Annotated in this window: 22 protein-coding genes; 10 read left to right on the forward strand and 12 right to left on the reverse strand. The window is 44.9% G+C overall.

The genetic code is table 11. From position 1 onward, the window contains the following. Window positions 1-163 precede the first annotated feature (163 nt). From ybgE to ruvA, 6 genes are all read right to left on the reverse strand, one after another. Entirely contained in the window at window positions 164-466 is a 303-nt protein-coding gene (gene ybgE, locus L4C34_RS13505; RefSeq protein ID WP_428789877.1) for a cyd operon protein YbgE, read from the reverse strand. After that, the gene (gene cydX, locus L4C34_RS13510; RefSeq protein WP_000270285.1) at window positions 459-566 is read right to left on the reverse strand and encodes a cytochrome bd-I oxidase subunit CydX; all 108 of its coding nucleotides are present in this window, start codon (window positions 564-566) and stop codon (window positions 459-461) included. The genes ybgE and cydX overlap by 8 nt, the downstream gene beginning before the upstream one ends. A gap of 12 nt (window positions 567-578) precedes the next feature. Beyond that, window positions 579-1715: a cytochrome d ubiquinol oxidase subunit II gene (gene cydB / locus L4C34_RS13515; protein WP_428789878.1), complete on the reverse strand. Its 1137-nt coding sequence runs from the start codon at window positions 1713-1715 to the stop codon at window positions 579-581. Window positions 1716-1731: 16 nt separating this feature from the next. Further along, complete coding sequence (locus L4C34_RS13520) at window positions 1732-3321, reverse strand: cytochrome ubiquinol oxidase subunit I (RefSeq protein WP_428789879.1); 1590 nt, start codon at window positions 3319-3321, stop codon at window positions 1732-1734. Between the two features lie 439 nt (window positions 3322-3760). After that, on the reverse strand, window positions 3761-4765 hold the full coding sequence (gene ruvB, locus L4C34_RS13525) for a Holliday junction branch migration DNA helicase RuvB (protein ID WP_428789880.1): 1005 nt from the start codon (window positions 4763-4765) through the stop codon (window positions 3761-3763). 59 nt (window positions 4766-4824) lie between these two features. After that, on the reverse strand, window positions 4825-5442 hold the full coding sequence (ruvA, locus tag L4C34_RS13530) for a Holliday junction branch migration protein RuvA (RefSeq protein ID WP_428789881.1): 618 nt from the start codon (window positions 5440-5442) through the stop codon (window positions 4825-4827). Between the two features lie 212 nt (window positions 5443-5654). On the opposite strand from ruvA, the gene L4C34_RS13535 reads away from it, so the two are divergent. Continuing rightward, the gene (locus L4C34_RS13535; RefSeq protein ID WP_428789882.1) at window positions 5655-6254 is read left to right on the forward strand and encodes a class I SAM-dependent DNA methyltransferase; all 600 of its coding nucleotides are present in this window, start codon (window positions 5655-5657) and stop codon (window positions 6252-6254) included. Window positions 6255-6281: 27 nt separating this feature from the next. Here the strand turns inward: L4C34_RS13535 and L4C34_RS13540 are convergent, their stop codons facing one another. The 3 genes from L4C34_RS13540 to L4C34_RS13550 all read right to left on the reverse strand — a co-directional run bounded on the left by L4C34_RS13540 (window position 6282) and on the right by L4C34_RS13550 (window position 8581). Next, a complete protein-coding gene (locus L4C34_RS13540) occupies window positions 6282-6482 on the reverse strand; it encodes a DUF2986 domain-containing protein (RefSeq protein WP_428789883.1) in 201 nt (66 codons plus the stop codon). Window positions 6483-6711: 229 nt separating this feature from the next. Beyond that, a complete protein-coding gene (gene aroA / locus L4C34_RS13545) occupies window positions 6712-7992 on the reverse strand; it encodes a 3-phosphoshikimate 1-carboxyvinyltransferase (RefSeq protein ID WP_428789884.1) in 1281 nt (426 codons plus the stop codon). Window positions 7993-8125: 133 nt separating this feature from the next. Next, window positions 8126-8581 carry an outer membrane lipoprotein gene (locus L4C34_RS13550; protein ID WP_428789885.1) on the reverse strand — a complete coding sequence of 152 codons (456 nt, stop codon included), beginning with the start codon at window positions 8579-8581 and terminating at the stop codon, window positions 8126-8128. Window positions 8582-8611: 30 nt separating this feature from the next. On the opposite strand from L4C34_RS13550, the gene aat reads away from it, so the two are divergent. From aat to infA, 3 genes are all read left to right on the forward strand, one after another. Continuing rightward, window positions 8612-9340 (forward strand): leucyl/phenylalanyl-tRNA--protein transferase, encoded by a 729-nt coding sequence (gene aat, locus L4C34_RS13555; protein ID WP_428789886.1) that lies wholly within the window; start codon window positions 8612-8614, stop codon window positions 9338-9340. Continuing rightward, window positions 9340-10038, forward strand: coding sequence for an arginyltransferase (locus L4C34_RS13560; RefSeq protein ID WP_428789887.1), 699 nt, complete (start codon window positions 9340-9342; stop codon window positions 10036-10038). The genes aat and L4C34_RS13560 overlap by 1 nt, the downstream gene beginning before the upstream one ends. Window positions 10039-10120: 82 nt before the next feature. Next, the gene (gene infA, locus L4C34_RS13565) at window positions 10121-10339 is read left to right on the forward strand and encodes a translation initiation factor IF-1 (protein WP_001040192.1); all 219 of its coding nucleotides are present in this window, start codon (window positions 10121-10123) and stop codon (window positions 10337-10339) included. Window positions 10340-10438: 99 nt separating this feature from the next. On the opposite strand, the gene L4C34_RS13570 is transcribed toward infA, so the two are convergent. Together L4C34_RS13570 and cysS are read right to left on the reverse strand one after the other, a co-directional pair. Next, window positions 10439-11017, reverse strand: coding sequence for a thymidine kinase (locus tag L4C34_RS13570; RefSeq protein ID WP_428789888.1), 579 nt, complete (start codon window positions 11015-11017; stop codon window positions 10439-10441). A gap of 100 nt (window positions 11018-11117) precedes the next feature. Next, the gene (cysS, locus tag L4C34_RS13575; protein WP_428789889.1) at window positions 11118-12500 is read right to left on the reverse strand and encodes a cysteine--tRNA ligase; all 1383 of its coding nucleotides are present in this window, start codon (window positions 12498-12500) and stop codon (window positions 11118-11120) included. Between the two features lie 231 nt (window positions 12501-12731). Here cysS and L4C34_RS13580 point away from each other — a divergent pair, with 231 nt between their 5' ends. The 6 genes from L4C34_RS13580 (at window position 12732) to L4C34_RS13605 (ending at window position 17285) form a co-directional block, all read left to right on the forward strand. Continuing rightward, window positions 12732-13226: a peptidylprolyl isomerase gene (locus L4C34_RS13580; protein ID WP_428789890.1), complete on the forward strand. Its 495-nt coding sequence runs from the start codon at window positions 12732-12734 to the stop codon at window positions 13224-13226. Window positions 13227-13282: 56 nt separating this feature from the next. After that, entirely contained in the window at window positions 13283-14008 is a 726-nt protein-coding gene (lpxH, locus tag L4C34_RS13585) for a UDP-2,3-diacylglucosamine diphosphatase (RefSeq protein ID WP_428789891.1), read from the forward strand. A 94-nt stretch (window positions 14009-14102) separates the two neighbouring features. Beyond that, window positions 14103-15323: an EAL and HDOD domain-containing protein gene (locus L4C34_RS13590; protein ID WP_428789892.1), complete on the forward strand. Its 1221-nt coding sequence runs from the start codon at window positions 14103-14105 to the stop codon at window positions 15321-15323. 69 nt (window positions 15324-15392) lie between these two features. Beyond that, entirely contained in the window at window positions 15393-15902 is a 510-nt protein-coding gene (locus L4C34_RS13595) for a YchJ family metal-binding protein (protein WP_428789893.1), read from the forward strand. Window positions 15903-15996: 94 nt separating this feature from the next. Continuing rightward, window positions 15997-16413 (forward strand): hypothetical protein, encoded by a 417-nt coding sequence (locus L4C34_RS13600; RefSeq protein ID WP_428789894.1) that lies wholly within the window; start codon window positions 15997-15999, stop codon window positions 16411-16413. Between the two features lie 209 nt (window positions 16414-16622). Continuing rightward, window positions 16623-17285 carry a YiaD family glycine zipper/OmpA-like lipoprotein gene (locus L4C34_RS13605; RefSeq protein ID WP_428789895.1) on the forward strand — a complete coding sequence of 221 codons (663 nt, stop codon included), beginning with the start codon at window positions 16623-16625 and terminating at the stop codon, window positions 17283-17285. A 242-nt stretch (window positions 17286-17527) separates the two neighbouring features. On the opposite strand, the gene L4C34_RS13610 is transcribed toward L4C34_RS13605, so the two are convergent. Further along, window positions 17528-18031 (reverse strand): M48 metallopeptidase family protein, encoded by a 504-nt coding sequence (locus L4C34_RS13610; protein ID WP_428789896.1) that lies wholly within the window; start codon window positions 18029-18031, stop codon window positions 17528-17530. Between the last annotated feature and the right edge of the window lie 101 nt (window positions 18032-18132).

Here is an 18132-nt window from a genome sequence, read left to right on the forward strand (position 1 = left end):
CAGCACCTATTTGGCAAGCGTCAAACAAGGATTTGCACAGAATATTGTTAAAAAAAATGGCACGACTTAAAAAGTCGTGCCATTTTGCTGAAATGCTAATCAACTTGCATTGTTAAACAGTCTGTATCATTAAATAACCTGCATTATTAAACAGTCTGTATTATCAAACGATGTGCATGACCGTCAGGTAAAGCAAGATTGGCAAACAGATGTAAGGACTAAATAACAACTGCCAAAACCAGCTTTTCGGCTTAAAACCGATACCATAAATCATGCTGGAGCATACTGCCCAAATCAGCAGCGGGCTAATCACTTCATTAAACCCACCAATCATCGCGGCGTATTGTTTTGGGTCCCACATCAACATCACAATATGGAAGGCCCCCAACGCAATGGATAGGACTCGGATGAGTGCTTTATCCATGGGTTGGTGCAGTTTAGTCACTTGCGCAGCAAGCTTACTCACTGTCTTTATCCATCATTTCAGTATGCTCTAACCAAAGCGCATTGATGATGCCAAATGCACACGCGAGTAAAACACCAAGAATCCATGCGAAATACCACATTGTACAACCTCCTTAATACGCTGAAGTTTTGTTTTGTTCGATATACTTTTCGTCAACACGGCCAAACATTTTGTAGTAAGTCCATGATGTGTAAATCAAAATAACCGGAACCATAACAAACGCAACCACGGTGATGATTTGCATCGTTAGTTTACTAGACGTCGCATCCCACATGGTTAAGCTGTGGCTAGGGTCTAAACTAGAAGGCATAAGGAATGGGAACATGGCGATGCCCGCTGTCGCGATAACACCTGCGTTCGCAAGACTTGATGCCAAAAATGCCCAACCACTTTTATTGAAACGAGAAGCCAGAACCGAAAGCAAAGGCATGAACACACCCAATAGCGGTGCTGCCCATAGTTTTGGATAAGTATGGAAGTTCGTCATCCACGCACCCGCTTCACGAATCACCGTTTTACCTAACGGATCAGAGTCCGCACTGTGATTCATCACACTTGTGATGACATAACCGTCGATATGCTGAATCCAGAACCCTGCGCCAACAAACGCAACCGTTAAGACCAAACCTAACACCTGAGATAATCTGCGTGATTTAGCGCGTAGATTGTCAGTGGTTTTCATTTGTAGCCAAGTGGTGCCCTGCAACAAAAACATCAACAAACTGATCACGCCACATAGTAGTGCAAACGGATTCAACAGACCAAAGAACGAGCCATAGTACTTCGGAATCAAAAACTCATCTAAGTTAAATGGTACGCCTTGCAGCAAGTTACCGAACGCAACACCGAAGATGATTGGGGGAACAAAGCCACTGATAGAAATACATCTATCCCAGTTTGTACGCCATTTTTTGTCTTCAATTTTTGAACGGTAATCTAAGCCGACTGGACGTAGCCATAGCGTGACTAGCGCAACCATCATAGCCAAGTAAAAGCCAGAGAATGACGTAGCGTACACTAGAGGCCACGCAGCAAATAGCCCGCCCCCAGCCGTCACTAGCCATACTTGGTTTCCGTCCCAGTGAGGAGCTATCGTGTTGATCATCACACGACGCTCTGTATCGGTTTTACCGAGTATTGGCACCAATGCACCAACACCGAGATCGAAGCCATCTGTGACCGCAAAGCCCACGAGTAGCACTCCAATCAATACCCACCAGATAAATCGTAGGGTTTCGTAATCAAACATATTGTTCTACTCCTGATTAAGCTTCGACTTGACGGTTTACTTTGTCTTCGATCGTGTTGTCATCATTGTTTTCATGATGATAGCGGCCAGTTTTCAAGCTACTTGGCCCGATACGAGCAAACTTGAGCATCAAATAGACTTCAGCAACAAGCAACGCCGAGTAGAATACAACGATGGCAGCAAGAGATGTCCAAATGTCAGTAGCAGACAAAGGGGAAGCCGCAACGTGCGTTGGCAATATACCGCCCACCGCCCACGGTTGACGACCACCCTCAGCCACATACCAGCCTGTTTCAACGGCAATCCACGGAAGTGGCAAGCTGTATAGCGCAATGCGGTGAACCCACTTATTTTGACCAATTCGCTGACGGCACGATTGATAGAAAGCAATACCAAATACAGCCAACATCGTAAAGCCACAAGCCACCATGATGCGGAAAGACCAGAAGATTGGCCACACTTCAGGGATAGTATCATTCGCTGCTTTTTGGATTTGTGCTTCTGTCGCGTTTGTCACTTCAGGGGTGTAACGCTTAAGTAATAGACCGTATCCTAAATCGCCTTTCACTTTGTCGAACTGCTTCACAACAGCTTCAGACTTGTCACCATCACGGAGTTTCTTCAACAAACCATACGCAACCATACCGTTGCGAATTTTGCCTAAGTTTTGCTCTCGTAATTCGTTTAGCCCTGGAATTTGTTTATCTAGCGAGTGTGTACCAATGATACCCATTACGTACGGGATCTTGATAGCATATTCGGTCGTATGTGTTTTTTGGCTAGGGAAGCCAAAGAGAGTAAATGGTGCTGGCGCCGGCTCTGTTTCCCACATCGCTTCAATAGCAGACATTTTTACTTTCTGCACTTCACCGACTTCATAGCCAGATGAGTCACCCAATACGATAACCGATAGGATAGCGGCCATACCAAATGAAGAGGCAATAGCAAAAGAACGACGAGCAAATGGAAGATCGCGGCCTTTAAGAATGTAGAACGAGCTTATCGCTAGAACAAACATCGCACCTGTGGTGTAGCCAGCGGCAACCGTATGCACGAACTTAACTTGAGCCACTGGGTTGAAAATGATGTCAGAGAAATTCACCATCTCCATACGCATGGTTTCGTAGTTGAAATGCGCGCCGACAGGGTGCTGCATCCAAGCGTTTGCAATCAAAATCCATAAAGCAGAGAAGTTGGAACCAATGGCCACTAGCCAAGTCACACCTAAATGCTGACGTTTGCTTAAGCGATCCCAACCAAAGAAGAAAAGACCAACAAAGGTGGATTCCAAAAAGAACGCCACTAACCCTTCAATTGCCAATGGCGCACCGAAAATATCGCCGACATAGTGAGAGTAGTAAGCCCAGTTTGTACCAAACTGGAATTCCATGGTTAGGCCGGTTGCTACACCAAGCGCAAAGTTAATACCAAAAAGCTTACCCCAAAATTTGGTCATGTCTTTATAGACTTGCTTGTTGGTCATTACATACAACGACTCCATGATAGCAAGCATAAACGTCATGCCAATGGTGAGAGGTACGAATAAGAAGTGATACATTGCTGTCATCGCGAATTGGAATCGCGACAGATCAACTATGTCTATCATGAGAGCTCCTGTGTGCCAGCAGTTGACACTTTCTACATTCTGCAATGTATTCGCGGCCTAAAATCGCCGAAAAGTCGCGAAAACAGTGCAACATGCACTAAAGTGGTTAGGTAAAAGTAAGGGCGTTAGCTAAGTTAGCCGACAGTCATACTACTGACAATCACAAGTGGTTTCAAAAAAATAATTGGAGGCTGACGAGGTAGTTCACGTTAAGGCCTTCCTTCGCCTTTAACGGAGATTTCACAGAATTTGATATAGATCAATTTATAAAAAACAGGATGTTAGAGCAGCTTAACAAGCACCCCGCTTTACCCCCACCCCACTCACAAACTGTTAACAATTTAGGCGCTGATGTTACCTGAACGAAATATATGCAATATCTGGTCACTTTTTCACATATCACGATATTTTAAATAGAGATAGCAATTAAAATGAAAACTTACTTCTCAACTCCAAAATGCAAATAAGCACGATCGGTGGCGATTCTTCCTCTAGGCGTACGCTGTAAATAACCTTGCTGAATGAGGTAAGGCTCTAACACATCTTCTATCGTATCTTTTTCCTCGCCTATCGCGGCCGCCATATTATCGAGGCCAACTGGCCCACCACCAAATTTTTCAATAATTGCCAACAGTAGCTTGCGATCCATGTAGTCAAAGCCTCTTGCATCAACATCAAGCATGTTCAACGCTTGGTCGGCTACCTCGGCGCAAATATGGCCATCAGCTTTCACCTCAGCAAAATCTCTAACACGGCGTAACAAACGGTTAGCAATACGTGGCGTACCACGTGCGCGCCTTGCGATTTCTAACGCGCCTTCGGCTTCCATAGAGAGCCCTAAACACGATGCGCTGCGCTGCACTATGTATTGCAAATCGGCGACTTGGTAATACTCCAAGCGCTGGGTAATACCAAAGCGATCTCGTAGCGGCGATGTTAATGAGCCAGCGCGAGTCGTGGCGCCAATCAAAGTAAACGGCGGTAAATCAATTTTGATCGATCGCGCCGCAGGGCCTTCGCCTATCATGATATCCAACTGGTAATCTTCCATTGCCGGATATAACACCTCTTCAACCATCGGGCTTAAACGGTGTATCTCATCAATAAACAACACGTCGTTTTCTTCTAGGTTGGTCAGAAGTGCCGCCAAGTCGCCGGCTTTTTCCAACACAGGGCCAGACGTCGTCCGAATACTTACGTCCATTTCGTTGGCAACAATGTTTGCTAACGTCGTTTTACCCAAACCTGGAGGACCAAAGATCAATAAATGATCGAGTGCTTCATTTCGCAATTGCGCGGCTTTAATAAAAATTTCCATTTGTCCGCGAACATGGTCTTGGCCACGGTAGTCTTCCAGCTTCTTTGGACGAATAGCACGATCAATCGCCTCTTCCTCTTTGTATACTGGGCTATCGGGAGCAATCAAGCGATCGGCTTCAATCATGACTAGGGTTCCTAGGTTCTGTAGCGTACATTAATTTATGATGTTCAATTTGTTTAAAATCAAGCCATTGATTTTAAGGCTTCGCGAATTACGGACTCGCAAGTCATATCTGGCTTAGAGACTTGGGAGACCACTTTCGATGCCTGAGTTGGCTTGTAACCCAACACAAGCAATGCACTGATCGCTTCTTCTTCCACATTTCCTGAGCCAGCTTGTCCACTCCCGCCCATCGATTCAACCTCATCGGCTGGGGTGAATAAGTCACCAGCGCCCCACCCTTTCAGGCGGTCTTTCATTTCTACAACCAAACGCTCGGCCGTTTTTTTACCTACACCTGGCAGCTTCACTAAAGTAGTGATGTCTTCGCGCTCGACACAGGAGACAAATTGCATTGCCGTCATGCCGGATAAAATACCAAGCCCCAACTTAGGACCGACCCCGTTCGCCTTGATGACTTCGCGAAATAAAGCACGCTCTTTAACCGTATTAAAGCCATACAAGAGCTGCGCATCTTCGCGAACTACAAAATGAGTATATATGATGGCTTCTTCGCCGACGTTAGGCAGCTCATAAAAGCAGCTCATTGGCATCTGGACTTCATAGCCAACACCGTTAACTTCAATTAATAATTCTGGAGGGAGTTTTTCGACAAGAGTTCCACGTAGACGACCGATCACAACGATTACCTAATAACAAAATAAGATAGCAGAATAATAATCAAGAACTGGATGGATAGCCAGTATAAAGTCGAGCTGTACTATACCGAGATTTCCATACTTCGACTCACGTCCTTGCTCACATTACCCACCGCCTTTATCTTTGATTATTCTGTAAAGCCTGACAAAGTGGTACTAAACAAGTGAAAGATAAGAATATGGAGACTAAACCAATGAAACCTAAAGATATTGGATTAGCCTACGATCAAATCACCCATTTGTGGGAAGACAATGATTTTGATCTCAGTAATGGCATCGTACCACATCAAATCGCTCTACAATTTTCTCGAAATCGGGGCAACGCACTTGATATAGGGTGTGGCTGTACAGGCCGATTTGAAGATCTGTTAATAGAAGAAGGATTTAAGGTTGAAGGCGTGGATATTTCATCTGAAATGATAAAAATCATCAGACAAAAACATCCTGATCTGACTTTCTATCATCAGGACATCTGCGAATGGGCGCTGCCCAAAAAATACGATTTCATTACCGCTTGGGATAGTATTTGGCATATCCCATTAGTTCAGCAAGAGAAGGTGCTAACAAAGATTATTAGCTCACTCAATCGTAGCGGAATTTTCATCTTCTCTTTTGGTGGAACAGAAGAGCAAGGCCAGCACAACGATGATTTTATGGGGCCCGAAGTCCATTATTCGTCATTGGGAACTAATGGGATTGTATCACTATTGATAAAACTTGGCTGTGTTATCCGGCATGTCGAGTTCGATCAATACCCCGAGCTTCATACCTACGCCATTGTAGAAAAAGCTTAGCAAAGCTAGGGGTGAATTCGCGTGCGTTTACTCAGCCGAGTCTAAAGTGGTATCTGCTGGCTGGGCTACTTGCTCTGTGTTTTCGTGAGACGACTCAGCTTGCTCAAGTTCTAATTTTGCGCGATCAGCTTTAGAGACATAGCGAGGCTTATTGCTATTATGTATCTTAGAGTTTGACTGCTTCTGTCTCTTTTTTAGAATTTGATTGATCTTTTTCTTGCGGTTCATATAACGACTCTCACTGGCTGTAGCCGCGCAGGATATCGGTTTTACTGCCCAACAGCAAATTTTAAGTCTAGTGCCGATTTTAGTGCTAGAGAAAAACTTGAGCTAGATAAAACCTGAACTAGATAAACCTTAGAACTAGCGCTCCTTTTCTTATCACTTGCCAAGCCTGCTATAAAAAATGCCAGTCATAAGACTGGCATTTCAATTCATACTATCGATATCGCTTCATTTATTGGCTGAGTGCCGACAACTTATCGAAATAATCTGGGAAGGTTTTTGATGTGCAACCCGGATCATTGATAGTGACTGGCGTGTCGCTTAGCGCAACCAAAGAGAAGCACATCGCCATGCGGTGATCATCGTAAGTATCAATCGCTGCATGCTTGAGGTGTTGAGTTGGGGTGATCGTAATGTAATCTTCCCCTTCTTCTACTTCAGCGCCCACTTTACGAAGTTCTGTCGCCATCGCCGACAAGCGATCGGTTTCTTTTACTCGCCAGTTGTACACGTTACGAATTTTCGTCGTGCCTTTGGCAAATAAAGCGGCGGTAGCAATCGTCATCGCAGCATCTGGAATATGGTTGAAATCCATATCAATCGCGTGTAATTCACCGCGGCGCGCAATCACAAAATCATCGCCCCATTCAATCTCAGCGCCCATTTTTTCTAGCGCTTCAGCGAATTTAACGTCGCCTTGGATACTGCGTTTGCCAATACCCGTTACTTTAATTTCACCGCCTTTGATTGCCGCAGCCGCTAAAAAATAAGAAGCGGAAGACGCGTCACCTTCGACTAAAAAATCACCCGGTGAGACATATTGCTGCCCTGCTGGGATAACAAACTGCTGATAATCATTGTTGATAACCTTAACGCCAAACTGCTGCATGATGTGCAGAGTAATATCAATATACGGCTTGGAAACCAAATCACCGATGATCTCGATCGTCACATCGTCTTTTGCTAATGGCGCTGACATCAAGAATGCGGTCAAAAACTGACTAGAGATCGAGCCATCGATACTCACCGTACCACCTTTCAACCCAGTACCTTGGATTTTCAGAGGCGGATAGTTTTCGTTTTCAAGATACTTTATCTCAGCACCCGCTTGACGTAATGCATCAACAAGATGGCCAATTGGACGCTCTTTCATGCGCGGTTCACCAGTGAGCACATAGTCACCACCGCCAAGGCACAACGCAGCAGCCAGTGGCCTCATTGCAGTGCCCGCGTTGCCTAAAAACAGCTCTTGCAAGGTTTCTACATCAAACGCTTTGCCTAACCCTTCAATTTCGCAGACAGTTTTATCTTGCGAAAGTTGATAGCGCACCCCTAATTGGGTAAGCGCTGTGAGCATATGACGAATATCATCACTATCAAGAAGGTTTGTCAGGCGAGTAGTCCCCTTCGCGAGGGCTGCAAGCAAAAGAGCGCGGTTGGAGACGCTCTTTGAGCCAGGTAAATTGACTTCACCATCAACTAGATTAATTGGGTTTAACGTTAGGCTTTCCATTAAAGGGTATGTTCCTGCATCGTCTTGCGGATTCGCATAAATTAGAGACGACTAAATTCTTCGTGCTTTCAGCCTACCCAATATTAGATGTGAACTCCAGCACAAAAATCGCTGAAAATCACACTAGTTATTTCTAGTAGGTCGTATCCACACGTACACCATTGTCAAAGTAGAGAATTCGGACACTATCGCCTTTATGGAATAGCATACTTGGGTCGACATCTTGTATCACATCGATCAGCTTGCCTTTGTCGGTTTTAATCAGTAACTCCACCAATTTATATTCGACTTTGTATTCTGTTTGCTGCTGACTATGCACAATACCTGCGCCCGCTATCGCGCCAACGGCTGTTGCTACTTCTCGGCCCGTTCCACCACCAAATTGATGACCGACTACGCCACCCACCACTGCACCCAATAAGGTTTTCCAACCATTACCTGTGGCATGTTTGACTTCCTGTTGGCTGATGTAACGCACTGAATCAACTTGGCCAAAGACCACCTTATTCACTGGCCTCGCTTCATTTCTCTGATAAGCAGCATTGGCAACGAGTGGAAAAATCAATACTATCCATAACCACTTTCTCATTTTTCGCTCCTTAAAACTAATACCGTCACTATGGCAATTTACCTGACTGAACTGGATAAGACTAACTATAATTTCCCCTCACCTTATAATGCTATGGAAGAGCCAAACGGCCTATTAGCCTTTGGTGGCGATCTTTCCCCTAAGCGGGTACTGAGCGCATATCAGCAAGGCATTTTCCCATGGTATGGGCCGGGTGAGCCCATCCTCTGGTGGAGCCCCTCGCCACGCGCCGTTTTTGACCCCGTTCGCTTTACTCCGTCTCGGAGCCTGAAAAAGTTTCACCGCAAACATCAATATCAAGTGAGCATCAATCAAGCGACAACCGAGGTTATCAAGCACTGCGCGAGTGTCAGATCTGCAGATGAAACTTGGATCCACGATGAAATGATCGAGGCATACTCAGCGCTCGCCAAACAAGGCCGTTGTCACTCAGTTGAAGTATGGCAAGAAGGTCGGCTCATTGGCGGATTATATGGCCTTTCCCTCGGGAAAATATTTTGTGGTGAATCCATGTTCAGCTTGGAAGCCAACGCTTCTAAAGTTGCACTGTGGGCCTTTTGCGATCATTTTGCGTCATGTGGGGGGATGCTTATTGATTGCCAAGTCATGAATGACCACCTAAGCTCACTCGGTGCCTTAGAGCTTGAACGTGATCAGTTTATCCAATACTTGCTATCATTTAGAGATGAGCCAATTGATTCAAAGTGCTTCCATACTCAGTGGCTAACATCAGACATTCTTGGGCAGAGGGGTAAATAATGAGCTCTGATTTGCAAGAAATTCGTATTGGATTGACCGACAGTCACGCTTGCAGTTATTTAGTGAACAAACAAGAAAGGGTCGCTGTCGCCCTTGACTCTCAAATGCACTCCGTATCCAGTTATGAGGTGCTGCTCGCCAATGGGTTTCGTCGCAGCGGCGACACGATATACAAACCACATTGTGATATGTGCCAAGCCTGTGTGCCCATCCGCGTCTCGGTACACGATTTCGTGCCGACTCGTAGCCAAAAGAGGTTACTCAATAAAGCGGAAAAATTGACTTGGGCACTGAAAGAAGACCTTGATGACAATTGGTTTGAGCTCTATTCAGATTACATCAATAATCGCCACTACCAAGGCACCATGTACCCGCCGAAAGAAAAGGATTTTAGCCAGTTTGCTCAGTGCTCTTGGTTGAATACCCAATTTCTTCACGTCTATGACGATGGCAGGCTTATCGCCATCGCCGTCACCGACATTTTAAGCAATAGCGCTAGCGCCTTTTATACATTTTTCGACCCAGACAGCTCTTTATCACTTGGTACTATGGGCGTGTTGTTACAGCTTAAATATTGCCGGCAGCAGGGCAAGCGCTGGTTGTACCTAGGCTATCAAATCAATGAATGTCCGGCGATGAACTACAAAACCCGTTTCCAACCTAATCAAAAGCTAGTAAATCAGAGTTGGCAAGGGTAGAATACGCCCCAACTTTACATATTTATCTTTCAGCGGCAGAATGTAGCCCGTTGAATATTGCCCAGTATCTAAAGAGGATTAAATGGCTAAAGAAGACGTAATTGAAATGCAAGGCACTGTTCTTGATACTCTACCAAACACTATGTTTCGTGTTGAGCTTGAGAACGGCCATGTTGTAACAGCTCACATCTCAGGCAAAATGCGCAAAAACTACATCCGTATTCTAACTGGTGACAAAGTCACTGTTGAGATGACTCCATACGACCTATCTAAAGGTCGCATCGTCTTCCGTGCTCGTTAATATTTAATTAGCGTTTACGAAAAAACGGAGCCTATTGGCTCCGTTTTGCGTTTCTAGGCGATAGTGATCACTTTTCCTACTTCCACCACTAAGCCTTCATCAACGTCCCAACGCCGCTTTATAATGCTGGCGACAAACCGACACATATTTATCATTGCCACCGATGGCCACTTGATCGCCACTAGCAATCGCGTTGCCCGCTTCATCGGTGCGGATCACCATATTGGCTTTTCGGCCGCAATGGCACACTGTTTTGAGTTCAATCAGCTTATCTGCCCATGCCAGTAAGTGTTGGCTGCCTTCAAAGAGTTCACCTAAGAAATCTGTTCGTAAGCCATAACATAACACTGGGATGTTCAGTTTATCGACCACTTCGGTAAGCTGATAAACCTGCTCCTTTGATAGGAACTGGCATTCATCAACCAAAACACAATGCTTCGGTTCCTCTTGGTGTAGCTCTTGCACCGCTGAAAATAAATCAGTATCAGATTGAAAAAGGTGAGCCTCTGACTGCAGGCCAATTCGAGAACTCACGATTCCGACACCGTATCTATCATCTAGTGCAGCGGTAAAGATCACCGGATTCATACCGCGCTCTTGGTAGTTAAAAGAAGATTGCAAAAGCGTGGTGGATTTACCAGCATTCATCGCCGAATAATAAAAATACATTTGTGCCACAGGGCATCACCTTTATGAAATCGATAGGGACTAACGGAGAAAATTGATTAAAAAGGGGCGAAAACGCCCCTTTTTTTGCTAGGTTATGTGGGTCGTAAGGTTATTTCTTACGCCATGTGGTGCCACTTGGACCATCTTCTAACACTATGTTCATTGCCGCGAGCTTATCTCGTGCAAGGTCGGCGTTAGCCCAATCTTTTGACGTACGAGAATCATTACGCAGTTTGATCAACGCTTCAATTTCAGCCACTTCATCGTCACCGCCAGCTTCGCCTTGCAAGAAAGCTTCTGGGTCTTGGTGCAAAATACCAATCACATCAGCCATCTGACGCAATACCGCCCCAAGTTCACTCGCCGCTGATAAATCTGAGCCCTTGATGCGGTTAATTTCACGCGCTACATCGAACAGCACAGAGTAGGCTTCTGGTGTATTGAAGTCATCGTCCATTGCCGCTGAAAAACGAGCTTGGTAGCTTTCACCACCTTTTGCTTCTGCATCCGTATCTAAACCACGCAACGCTGTGTATAAGCGCTCAAGTGCCGAACGAGATTGTTTCAGGTTCTCTTCACTGTAGTTAAGCTGGCTACGATAATGGCCAGACATTAAGAAGTAACGTACCGTTTCAGCATCATAATGACCAAGCACATCACGAATAGTGAAGAAGTTACCTAGAGATTTCGACATCTTTTCTCTGTCGACCATCACCATGCCGCTGTGCATCCACGTGTTTACATAATCAGTATCATGCGCACAGACAGACTGAGCAATTTCATTTTCATGGTGCGGGAATTGTAAATCTGAGCCGCCGCCATGAATATCAAAGTGATCGCCAAGAATAGACGAGTTCATTGCTGAACATTCAATATGCCAGCCCGGACGACCTGCTCCCCATGGAGATTCCCATGTCGGCTCTCCCGGTTTAGACATTTTCCACACAACAAAATCGAGTGGACTACGTTTGTTCACGTCTATACCAACGCGCGCTCCTGCCTGTAGCTGATCAAGATCTTGCTTAGAAAGCTTGCCATATGCGTCATACTTGCTGACTTCAAACATCACATCACCGTTGTCGGCAACATAGGCAAAACCTTTTAAAATCAGCTTCTCAACCACTTCGATAATTTCTTTGATGTAGTCGGTGGCACGTGGCTCGACATCTGGACGCTTCATGTTCAAAGCATCGAAATCTGTGTGCATTTCACCAATTAGGCGCTCGGTCAGTGAATCACATGATTCACCATTTTCTGCCGCGCGCTTGATAATTTTATCGTCGATATCAGTGATGTTACGAACGAAAGTTAAGTCGTAGCCCGAGAAACGTAGGTAGCGTGCGACCACGTCAAAAGACACAAAAGTACGACCATGGCCAATATGACAAAGATCATAGATAGTTACTCCACAGACATACATGCCGACTTTGCCAGCACTAATGGGTTTAAATTCCTCTTTCTGTCTTGTGAGTGTGTTGTATATCTTTAACATGATCTTTATCCAATATCATCTGCCATAAAATGTAGCGGTGCAGTATATCAAGAGTTACCTAATTAGGTAATCCCAAGCCGAGTAAAACTGGCTGCTTACGCGATGGATCAACGAGATTTGCTCTCACCCGCATATTAAATGTGCAAATACACTAGGTAAGTATTTTAAACTAGGTCTACGATCAGCTAGAATCGCCTTCTTAAATAAACAAACACACAAAAGGTATTTGCCATGATCACCCTTCACACTAATTTTGGTGACGTCAAAATTCAACTGAATGAAGAAAAAGCTCCAGAAACCAGCGCTAACTTCCTAGAGTACTGCCGCGACGGTTTCTACGACAACACGCTTTTCCACCGCGTGATTGACGGCTTCATGGTTCAAGGTGGCGGTATGGAATCTGGCCTACGCGAGAAAGCTTCTCGTGCGCCAATTAAAAACGAAGCAAACAACGGCCTAAGCAACAAAGTTGGCACGCTAGCAATGGCACGTACTATGGAACCGCATTCAGCTAGCTCACAGTTCTTCATCAACGTAAACGACAACACTTTCCTAGATTTCCGCGCGGAAACGCCTGATGGCTGGGGTTACTGTGTATTCGGCGAAGTTGTTGAAGGCATGGACATTGTGAACAAGATTAAAACAGTAAGCACTGGCACTATGGGTATGCACCAAGATGTTCCTCTAGAAGAAGTGTTCATTACTAGCACCACTATCGAAGCATAATTCGAATGGTTAGGAGAGCCTGAGCTTATCAGCCTAGCGCTCTCCTCATTATCCCTATGACCACATTATTTATTGCCGATCTACACCTCAGCCCGTCTGAACCTGATATTACGCGATGCTTTCTCACCTTTATGCGTGAAGAAGCAATTCATGCCGATGCCTTGTATGTCTTGGGGGATCTGTTCGAATTTTGGATTGGTGACGATGATAACTCTGATTTTGCAAACCAAATTCGATTAGAGATCAAAACGTTAACTCAATCCGGCATTCCTTGCTACTTTGTTCGAGGAAATCGTGATTTTCTCATCGGACGACGTTTTGCAAAACAAACAGGAATAACCCTGCTCGAACAAGAATCCCTCATTGATCTCTACGGAACAAAAGCCGTAATTTTGCATGGTGACACCTTGTGCACTCAAGATGTGAATTACCTCAAATTTCGCAAAAAAGTCCATCAACCATGGCTGCAATGGCTGTTTAATCGCATACCACTTTGGGTGAAAAAGAAAATCATCGCTAAAGTACAAAGTAATATTCGTGTCGATAAACAAACCAAGTCCCTAGACATCATGGATGTCACTCCCAGCGAGGTGGATTCTGTACTGGAAAAACACCACGTAGACCTCATGATCCACGGTCATACTCACCGCCCAAATATCCATACTCTCGATAACACAAAAGATAAAAAAACTCGTGTGGTATTAGGCGATTGGTATACGCAGGGTTCGGTATTAGTCTATGATGAAAATGGATACGAACTTCAAGCTCGTCCTTTTAATTAGAATACAGCGAGTTACTCGATAATTTTAGTCGTAACCAGATTTATGCCGGCACGTAGATGACGGCAATCTTATAAACAACTAAAAAGAACGTCACTTGAAATATTCATATATAGCTAGGCAGCCCATCTTAGATGGGAAAAAAAAGACAATTGGATACGAAGTGTTGTTTCGCGATGGACCAAACAACACGTTTCCCGAAATCGATCCCGAACGTGCGACCAGCCGTTTACTATCGGATCACTTTTTATCAACCCACTACAAAACACTAGGCAGCCACTTAGGTTTTGTTAATTTTCCCTATCAAAGCTTAATGAATCGCATCCCTACACTTTTCCCTTCTGAAAGCTTGGTTGTCGAAGTGCTGGAAGATTGCGAACCGACAGACGAGCTGCTTGAAGCGATCAAAGAAATGTCTGGTCTTGGCTACACCATTGCCCTTGATGACTTCGTTCCGACTCCTGAATGGGATCGATTTTACCCCTACGTGTCGATCATCAAGTTTGATATCAAGATTACCTCTATTCAGCAAGCAAAAGAATTTATGGACAAATCTCACGCACTCGACATGAAATATCTAGCTGAAAAAGTCGAGACTTATGAGGAATTTAATGAAGCTAAACGGGCGGGATTTGACTATTTCCAAGGCTACTTTTTCAGCCGACCTGAAATGCTACAAAAAAAATCATTAGAGCCTTCTTTTTTAACTGTCGTGAACCTCTGTAAGGAAGTGTCGAAAAATAATATTAACTTTACTACCCTTGAAAGGATCTTCGCTAAAGATGTTTCTCTCTCCTATAAACTACTCACCTACGTGAACTCATCGGTATACGTCAGAGCTAAAATCCAATCATTTAAGCAGGCGTTAGTGTATTTAGGGGAAAAGAGGCTACGCCAATTTGTTTCCTTAGTTGCCATTGCCTCAACTGAAAATAACAAACCTGACTATCTGTATAGTTTGTCCATCCAAAGAGCACGACATTGTGAGTTGATCGCCGAAAAATGTAAACTCTGCAGTCAAATCGAAGAAGGCTCAGCTTTCCTGACGGGTATGTTCTCCTTACTGGATAGTTTGCTTGACCAGCCACTTGAAACCCTAGTTGAAGAGATGCCGATCGACGAAACAGTAAAACAAGCACTGGTATCTGGTGACGGCTTGCTTGGTAGCGTTCTCGCTCTAAGCATCGCTTACGACAAAGCCGACTGGGACCGAGTCGCACAACTTTCTCGAGATTTACACTTAAACGAGGAACAGATTAAAGACAGCTACCAAGAAGCACTAGTCTGGACAAACGAACTGCTCTCCGTCGCCCCCTAAAGAGCAGCGCTTGCATCCTAGCGTGAGATCCCTACACTACGGGCATTTATTTGATTGAGTCAAATCACTATGAGCCTTTGCCCGTGTGGGAGCCAACGTCCCTACTCTTCTTGCTGCCAACCCATTCATAACGACCACAGCAATGCGTCAACGCCAGAACAACTGATGCGCTCACGCTATGCCGCGCATGTACTAAGGTTGGTTGATTTTGTCGTGGATACCTATCACCCAAGTTGCAACGCACAAGATCAACGGGATGGAATCCAAGATTCTATAGACAGTGACTGGCGCGAACTGAAAGTACTGTCGACCGAAACAGGCCAAAACCAAGATGAAGGATTCGTCACCTTTCAAGCCTTTCTGAGAGAAGATGATCAACTACTGTGTTTAGAAGAGCGCTCCAGATTCGTTCGTGAAAGCGGCTTATGGTATTACATCGATGGGACCTTCCCTGAACGTGAGCATGAATCTGAGGACGAGTATACTACCTCGCCAACGCAAACGGGTTCGGTGAAACTAGGCCGCAATGACCCTTGCCACTGTGGCAGCGGTAAAAAATTCAAAAAGTGTTGCGGTTAACGGCACAGTTTGCAACCCACTCGCTGATTCACACATCCGATTCGCTTGCTATAGTTATTAAAGCTCCCGCAAACATGAATCGGAACACTAGCCTATGAACTTTGAACCTCAGCCCCGTGGTCACTACGAGTTGGACAAATCGTTGCTGAGCGAGCGGATCCTGTTAGTTCATTTTTATGGTGCTTGGAATATTGAAACAGCCAACAATTATATTGATGATTGTTTTCAGGTTGCCAACCGGATGAAAAGCAAACCATGGGGGATTGTCGGCGATCTTCGACAGTGGGAAATATGCACTCCTGACGTAATGACGCACTTCAATAAAAACATCCTCGAATTCACTAAGCTCAATTTCTTGTTCGAGGCCGTTATCCCTAGTTTGCAACTGCAGAAAATGATTGTAGGTGAACACAGCAATATAGCCGCAGATACCCCACTGAAAACCCAGTATTTCCCTGCACATGATGAAGCGCTTAATTGGATGAGAAATGAACTCAAAGCGGTAACCTAATACTATAGAGCTTGTACCAAACTTGCCGTTCACATCGCATTTACACCTGATATAACCTTGTAAATTATGCAAACTCTATAAAGTTTCCATCGTTATGTTGTATTTCTGTCAAATCCATCCGTCGATGAGTAGCATTTTCTAACACTCTGTGCCAACTGAGATATAATTTCAATTGCAATCAAGACACTACGAAGTATGAGATATTTTCTATGACATTTAACAAAAAGCTCGCCACGCTTACTATTGCAGGCGCTGTTGCCTTATCTGGATGCACAACCATCAACCCTTACACTGGAGAAGAGCAGACATCTTCTGTCGCACAGGGATCGGCAATCGGTGCATTGAGCGGTGCGGTGATTGGTGCTGTGGCAAGTAAAGATAAAGCTAAGGGCGCATTAATTGGCGCTGCGGGTGGCGCAGCCATCGGTGGCGGGATCGGCTACTACATGGATGTACAAGAAGCGAAGCTCAAACAACAGTTAAAGAGCACAGGTGTCAGTGTTACCCGCAATGGCAACAACATCACCTTGAACATGCCCAACGCCATTACTTTCGCCACCAATGGCAGCACGCTTAAGCCTCAAGCTGACCAAGTGCTGAGCAGTGTTGTTCTTGTCGTCAAAGAATACGATAAAACTCGCATCAATGTCCTAGGCTATACCGATAGCACTGGCTCTGCGAGCTACAACAAACTTCTCTCAGATAAACGCGCTAATTCCGTGAGCGGTTATTTCCTATCCAACGGCATCAAATACTCTCGTTTGAGCCCGCAAGGTATGGGCGAAGCCAACCCTATCGCCAGCAATAGCACCAAAGCTGGCCGTGCTGAAAACCGTCGTGTAGAGATTGTTTTGACGCCAATGGGTAAATAGTCGGCATTCGATATAACGCTATAGAGCCCTTCCTACACATCGAAGGGTTAATATATAAGCTCAGCCTAGTGTAAGACTCATTTACGGCTGAGCTTTTTCAGTTAATCTATCCATCCAGCTCAATATGCTACTGCCGAACAGCTAAACTGCTGCGAATAACCAAGTAAGCTACCGCGAATAACCAAGCGACTACCGAACAACTAAGTCGCCATCGAATAAACAACGATAGCTCGGAAAATGCTTCAAGCGTTCACGACCAGTTCCAGATAAATCATAAATAAACGGGCATCCAACTCCAACTGATGATAATCAGGTTCCATGTGGCAGCATAATTGGTAGAACGATTTATTGTGCTCTTTCTCTTTCAAGTGTGCTAGCTCATGCACCACCAACATCCGCAGTAATGGCTCTGGCGCATTTTTAAACATACTCGCAATGCGTATCTCATTTTTTGCTTTGATCTTGCCACCATGTACCCGACGAGCATAGGTATGTAAGCCAAGCGCATTGTTGATAAGGTGAATTTTGCCATCGTAAACCGCTTTGCTCAGCGGAGCCGACTTTTTAAGAAAGCGATTTTTGAGCGTCATCGTATAGTCAAACAGCGCTTTTTCACTTTTTATGTCGTGATAAACCGGGTAACGCTGTTCAAACCAAGCCACCAATTGCCCCGATTCCACTAACCGAGTTACTGGAGTCACAATATGTTCGGGGTAGCCTTGAATGTATTTAATCGCTGGGTTCATCTTGATTTAGGGTGGCTTTAGAGAACGATGAGTGTACCTGAATTACAGGTATGCGGCAGTAAAAACCTAGTCCCGAAAAGTTGGACCGGTGTTCCGGTAGA

It is taken from the genome of Vibrio profundum, assembly GCF_050337555.1.
Classification (GTDB): domain Bacteria; phylum Pseudomonadota; class Gammaproteobacteria; order Enterobacterales; family Vibrionaceae; genus Vibrio; species Vibrio profundum.

Coding starts and splice junctions, on each gene's coding strand:
- cydX (WP_000270285.1), bottom strand. CDS start 566: ATGTGGTATTTCGCATGGATTCTTGGTGTTTTACTCGCGTGTGCATTT.
- cydB (WP_428789878.1), bottom strand. CDS start 1,715: ATGTTTGATTACGAAACCCTACGATTTATCTGGTGGGTATTGATTGGA.
- L4C34_RS13520 (WP_428789879.1), bottom strand. CDS start 3,321: ATGATAGACATAGTTGATCTGTCGCGATTCCAATTCGCGATGACAGCA.
- ruvB (WP_428789880.1), bottom strand. CDS start 4,765: ATGATTGAAGCCGATCGCTTGATTGCTCCCGATAGCCCAGTATACAAA.
- L4C34_RS13535 (WP_428789882.1), top strand. CDS start 5,655: ATGAAACCTAAAGATATTGGATTAGCCTACGATCAAATCACCCATTTG.
- L4C34_RS13540 (WP_428789883.1), bottom strand. CDS start 6,482: ATGAACCGCAAGAAAAAGATCAATCAAATTCTAAAAAAGAGACAGAAG.
- aroA (WP_428789884.1), bottom strand. CDS start 7,992: ATGGAAAGCCTAACGTTAAACCCAATTAATCTAGTTGATGGTGAAGTC.
- L4C34_RS13550 (WP_428789885.1), bottom strand. CDS start 8,581: ATGAGAAAGTGGTTATGGATAGTATTGATTTTTCCACTCGTTGCCAAT.
- aat (WP_428789886.1), top strand. CDS start 8,612: ATGGCAATTTACCTGACTGAACTGGATAAGACTAACTATAATTTCCCC.
- L4C34_RS13560 (WP_428789887.1), top strand. CDS start 9,340: ATGAGCTCTGATTTGCAAGAAATTCGTATTGGATTGACCGACAGTCAC.
- infA (WP_001040192.1), top strand. CDS start 10,121: ATGGCTAAAGAAGACGTAATTGAAATGCAAGGCACTGTTCTTGATACT.
- cysS (WP_428789889.1), bottom strand. CDS start 12,500: ATGTTAAAGATATACAACACACTCACAAGACAGAAAGAGGAATTTAAA.
- L4C34_RS13580 (WP_428789890.1), top strand. CDS start 12,732: ATGATCACCCTTCACACTAATTTTGGTGACGTCAAAATTCAACTGAAT.
- lpxH (WP_428789891.1), top strand. CDS start 13,283: ATGACCACATTATTTATTGCCGATCTACACCTCAGCCCGTCTGAACCT.
- L4C34_RS13595 (WP_428789893.1), top strand. CDS start 15,393: ATGAGCCTTTGCCCGTGTGGGAGCCAACGTCCCTACTCTTCTTGCTGC.
- L4C34_RS13600 (WP_428789894.1), top strand. CDS start 15,997: ATGAACTTTGAACCTCAGCCCCGTGGTCACTACGAGTTGGACAAATCG.
- L4C34_RS13605 (WP_428789895.1), top strand. CDS start 16,623: ATGACATTTAACAAAAAGCTCGCCACGCTTACTATTGCAGGCGCTGTT.
- L4C34_RS13610 (WP_428789896.1), bottom strand. CDS start 18,031: ATGAACCCAGCGATTAAATACATTCAAGGCTACCCCGAACATATTGTG.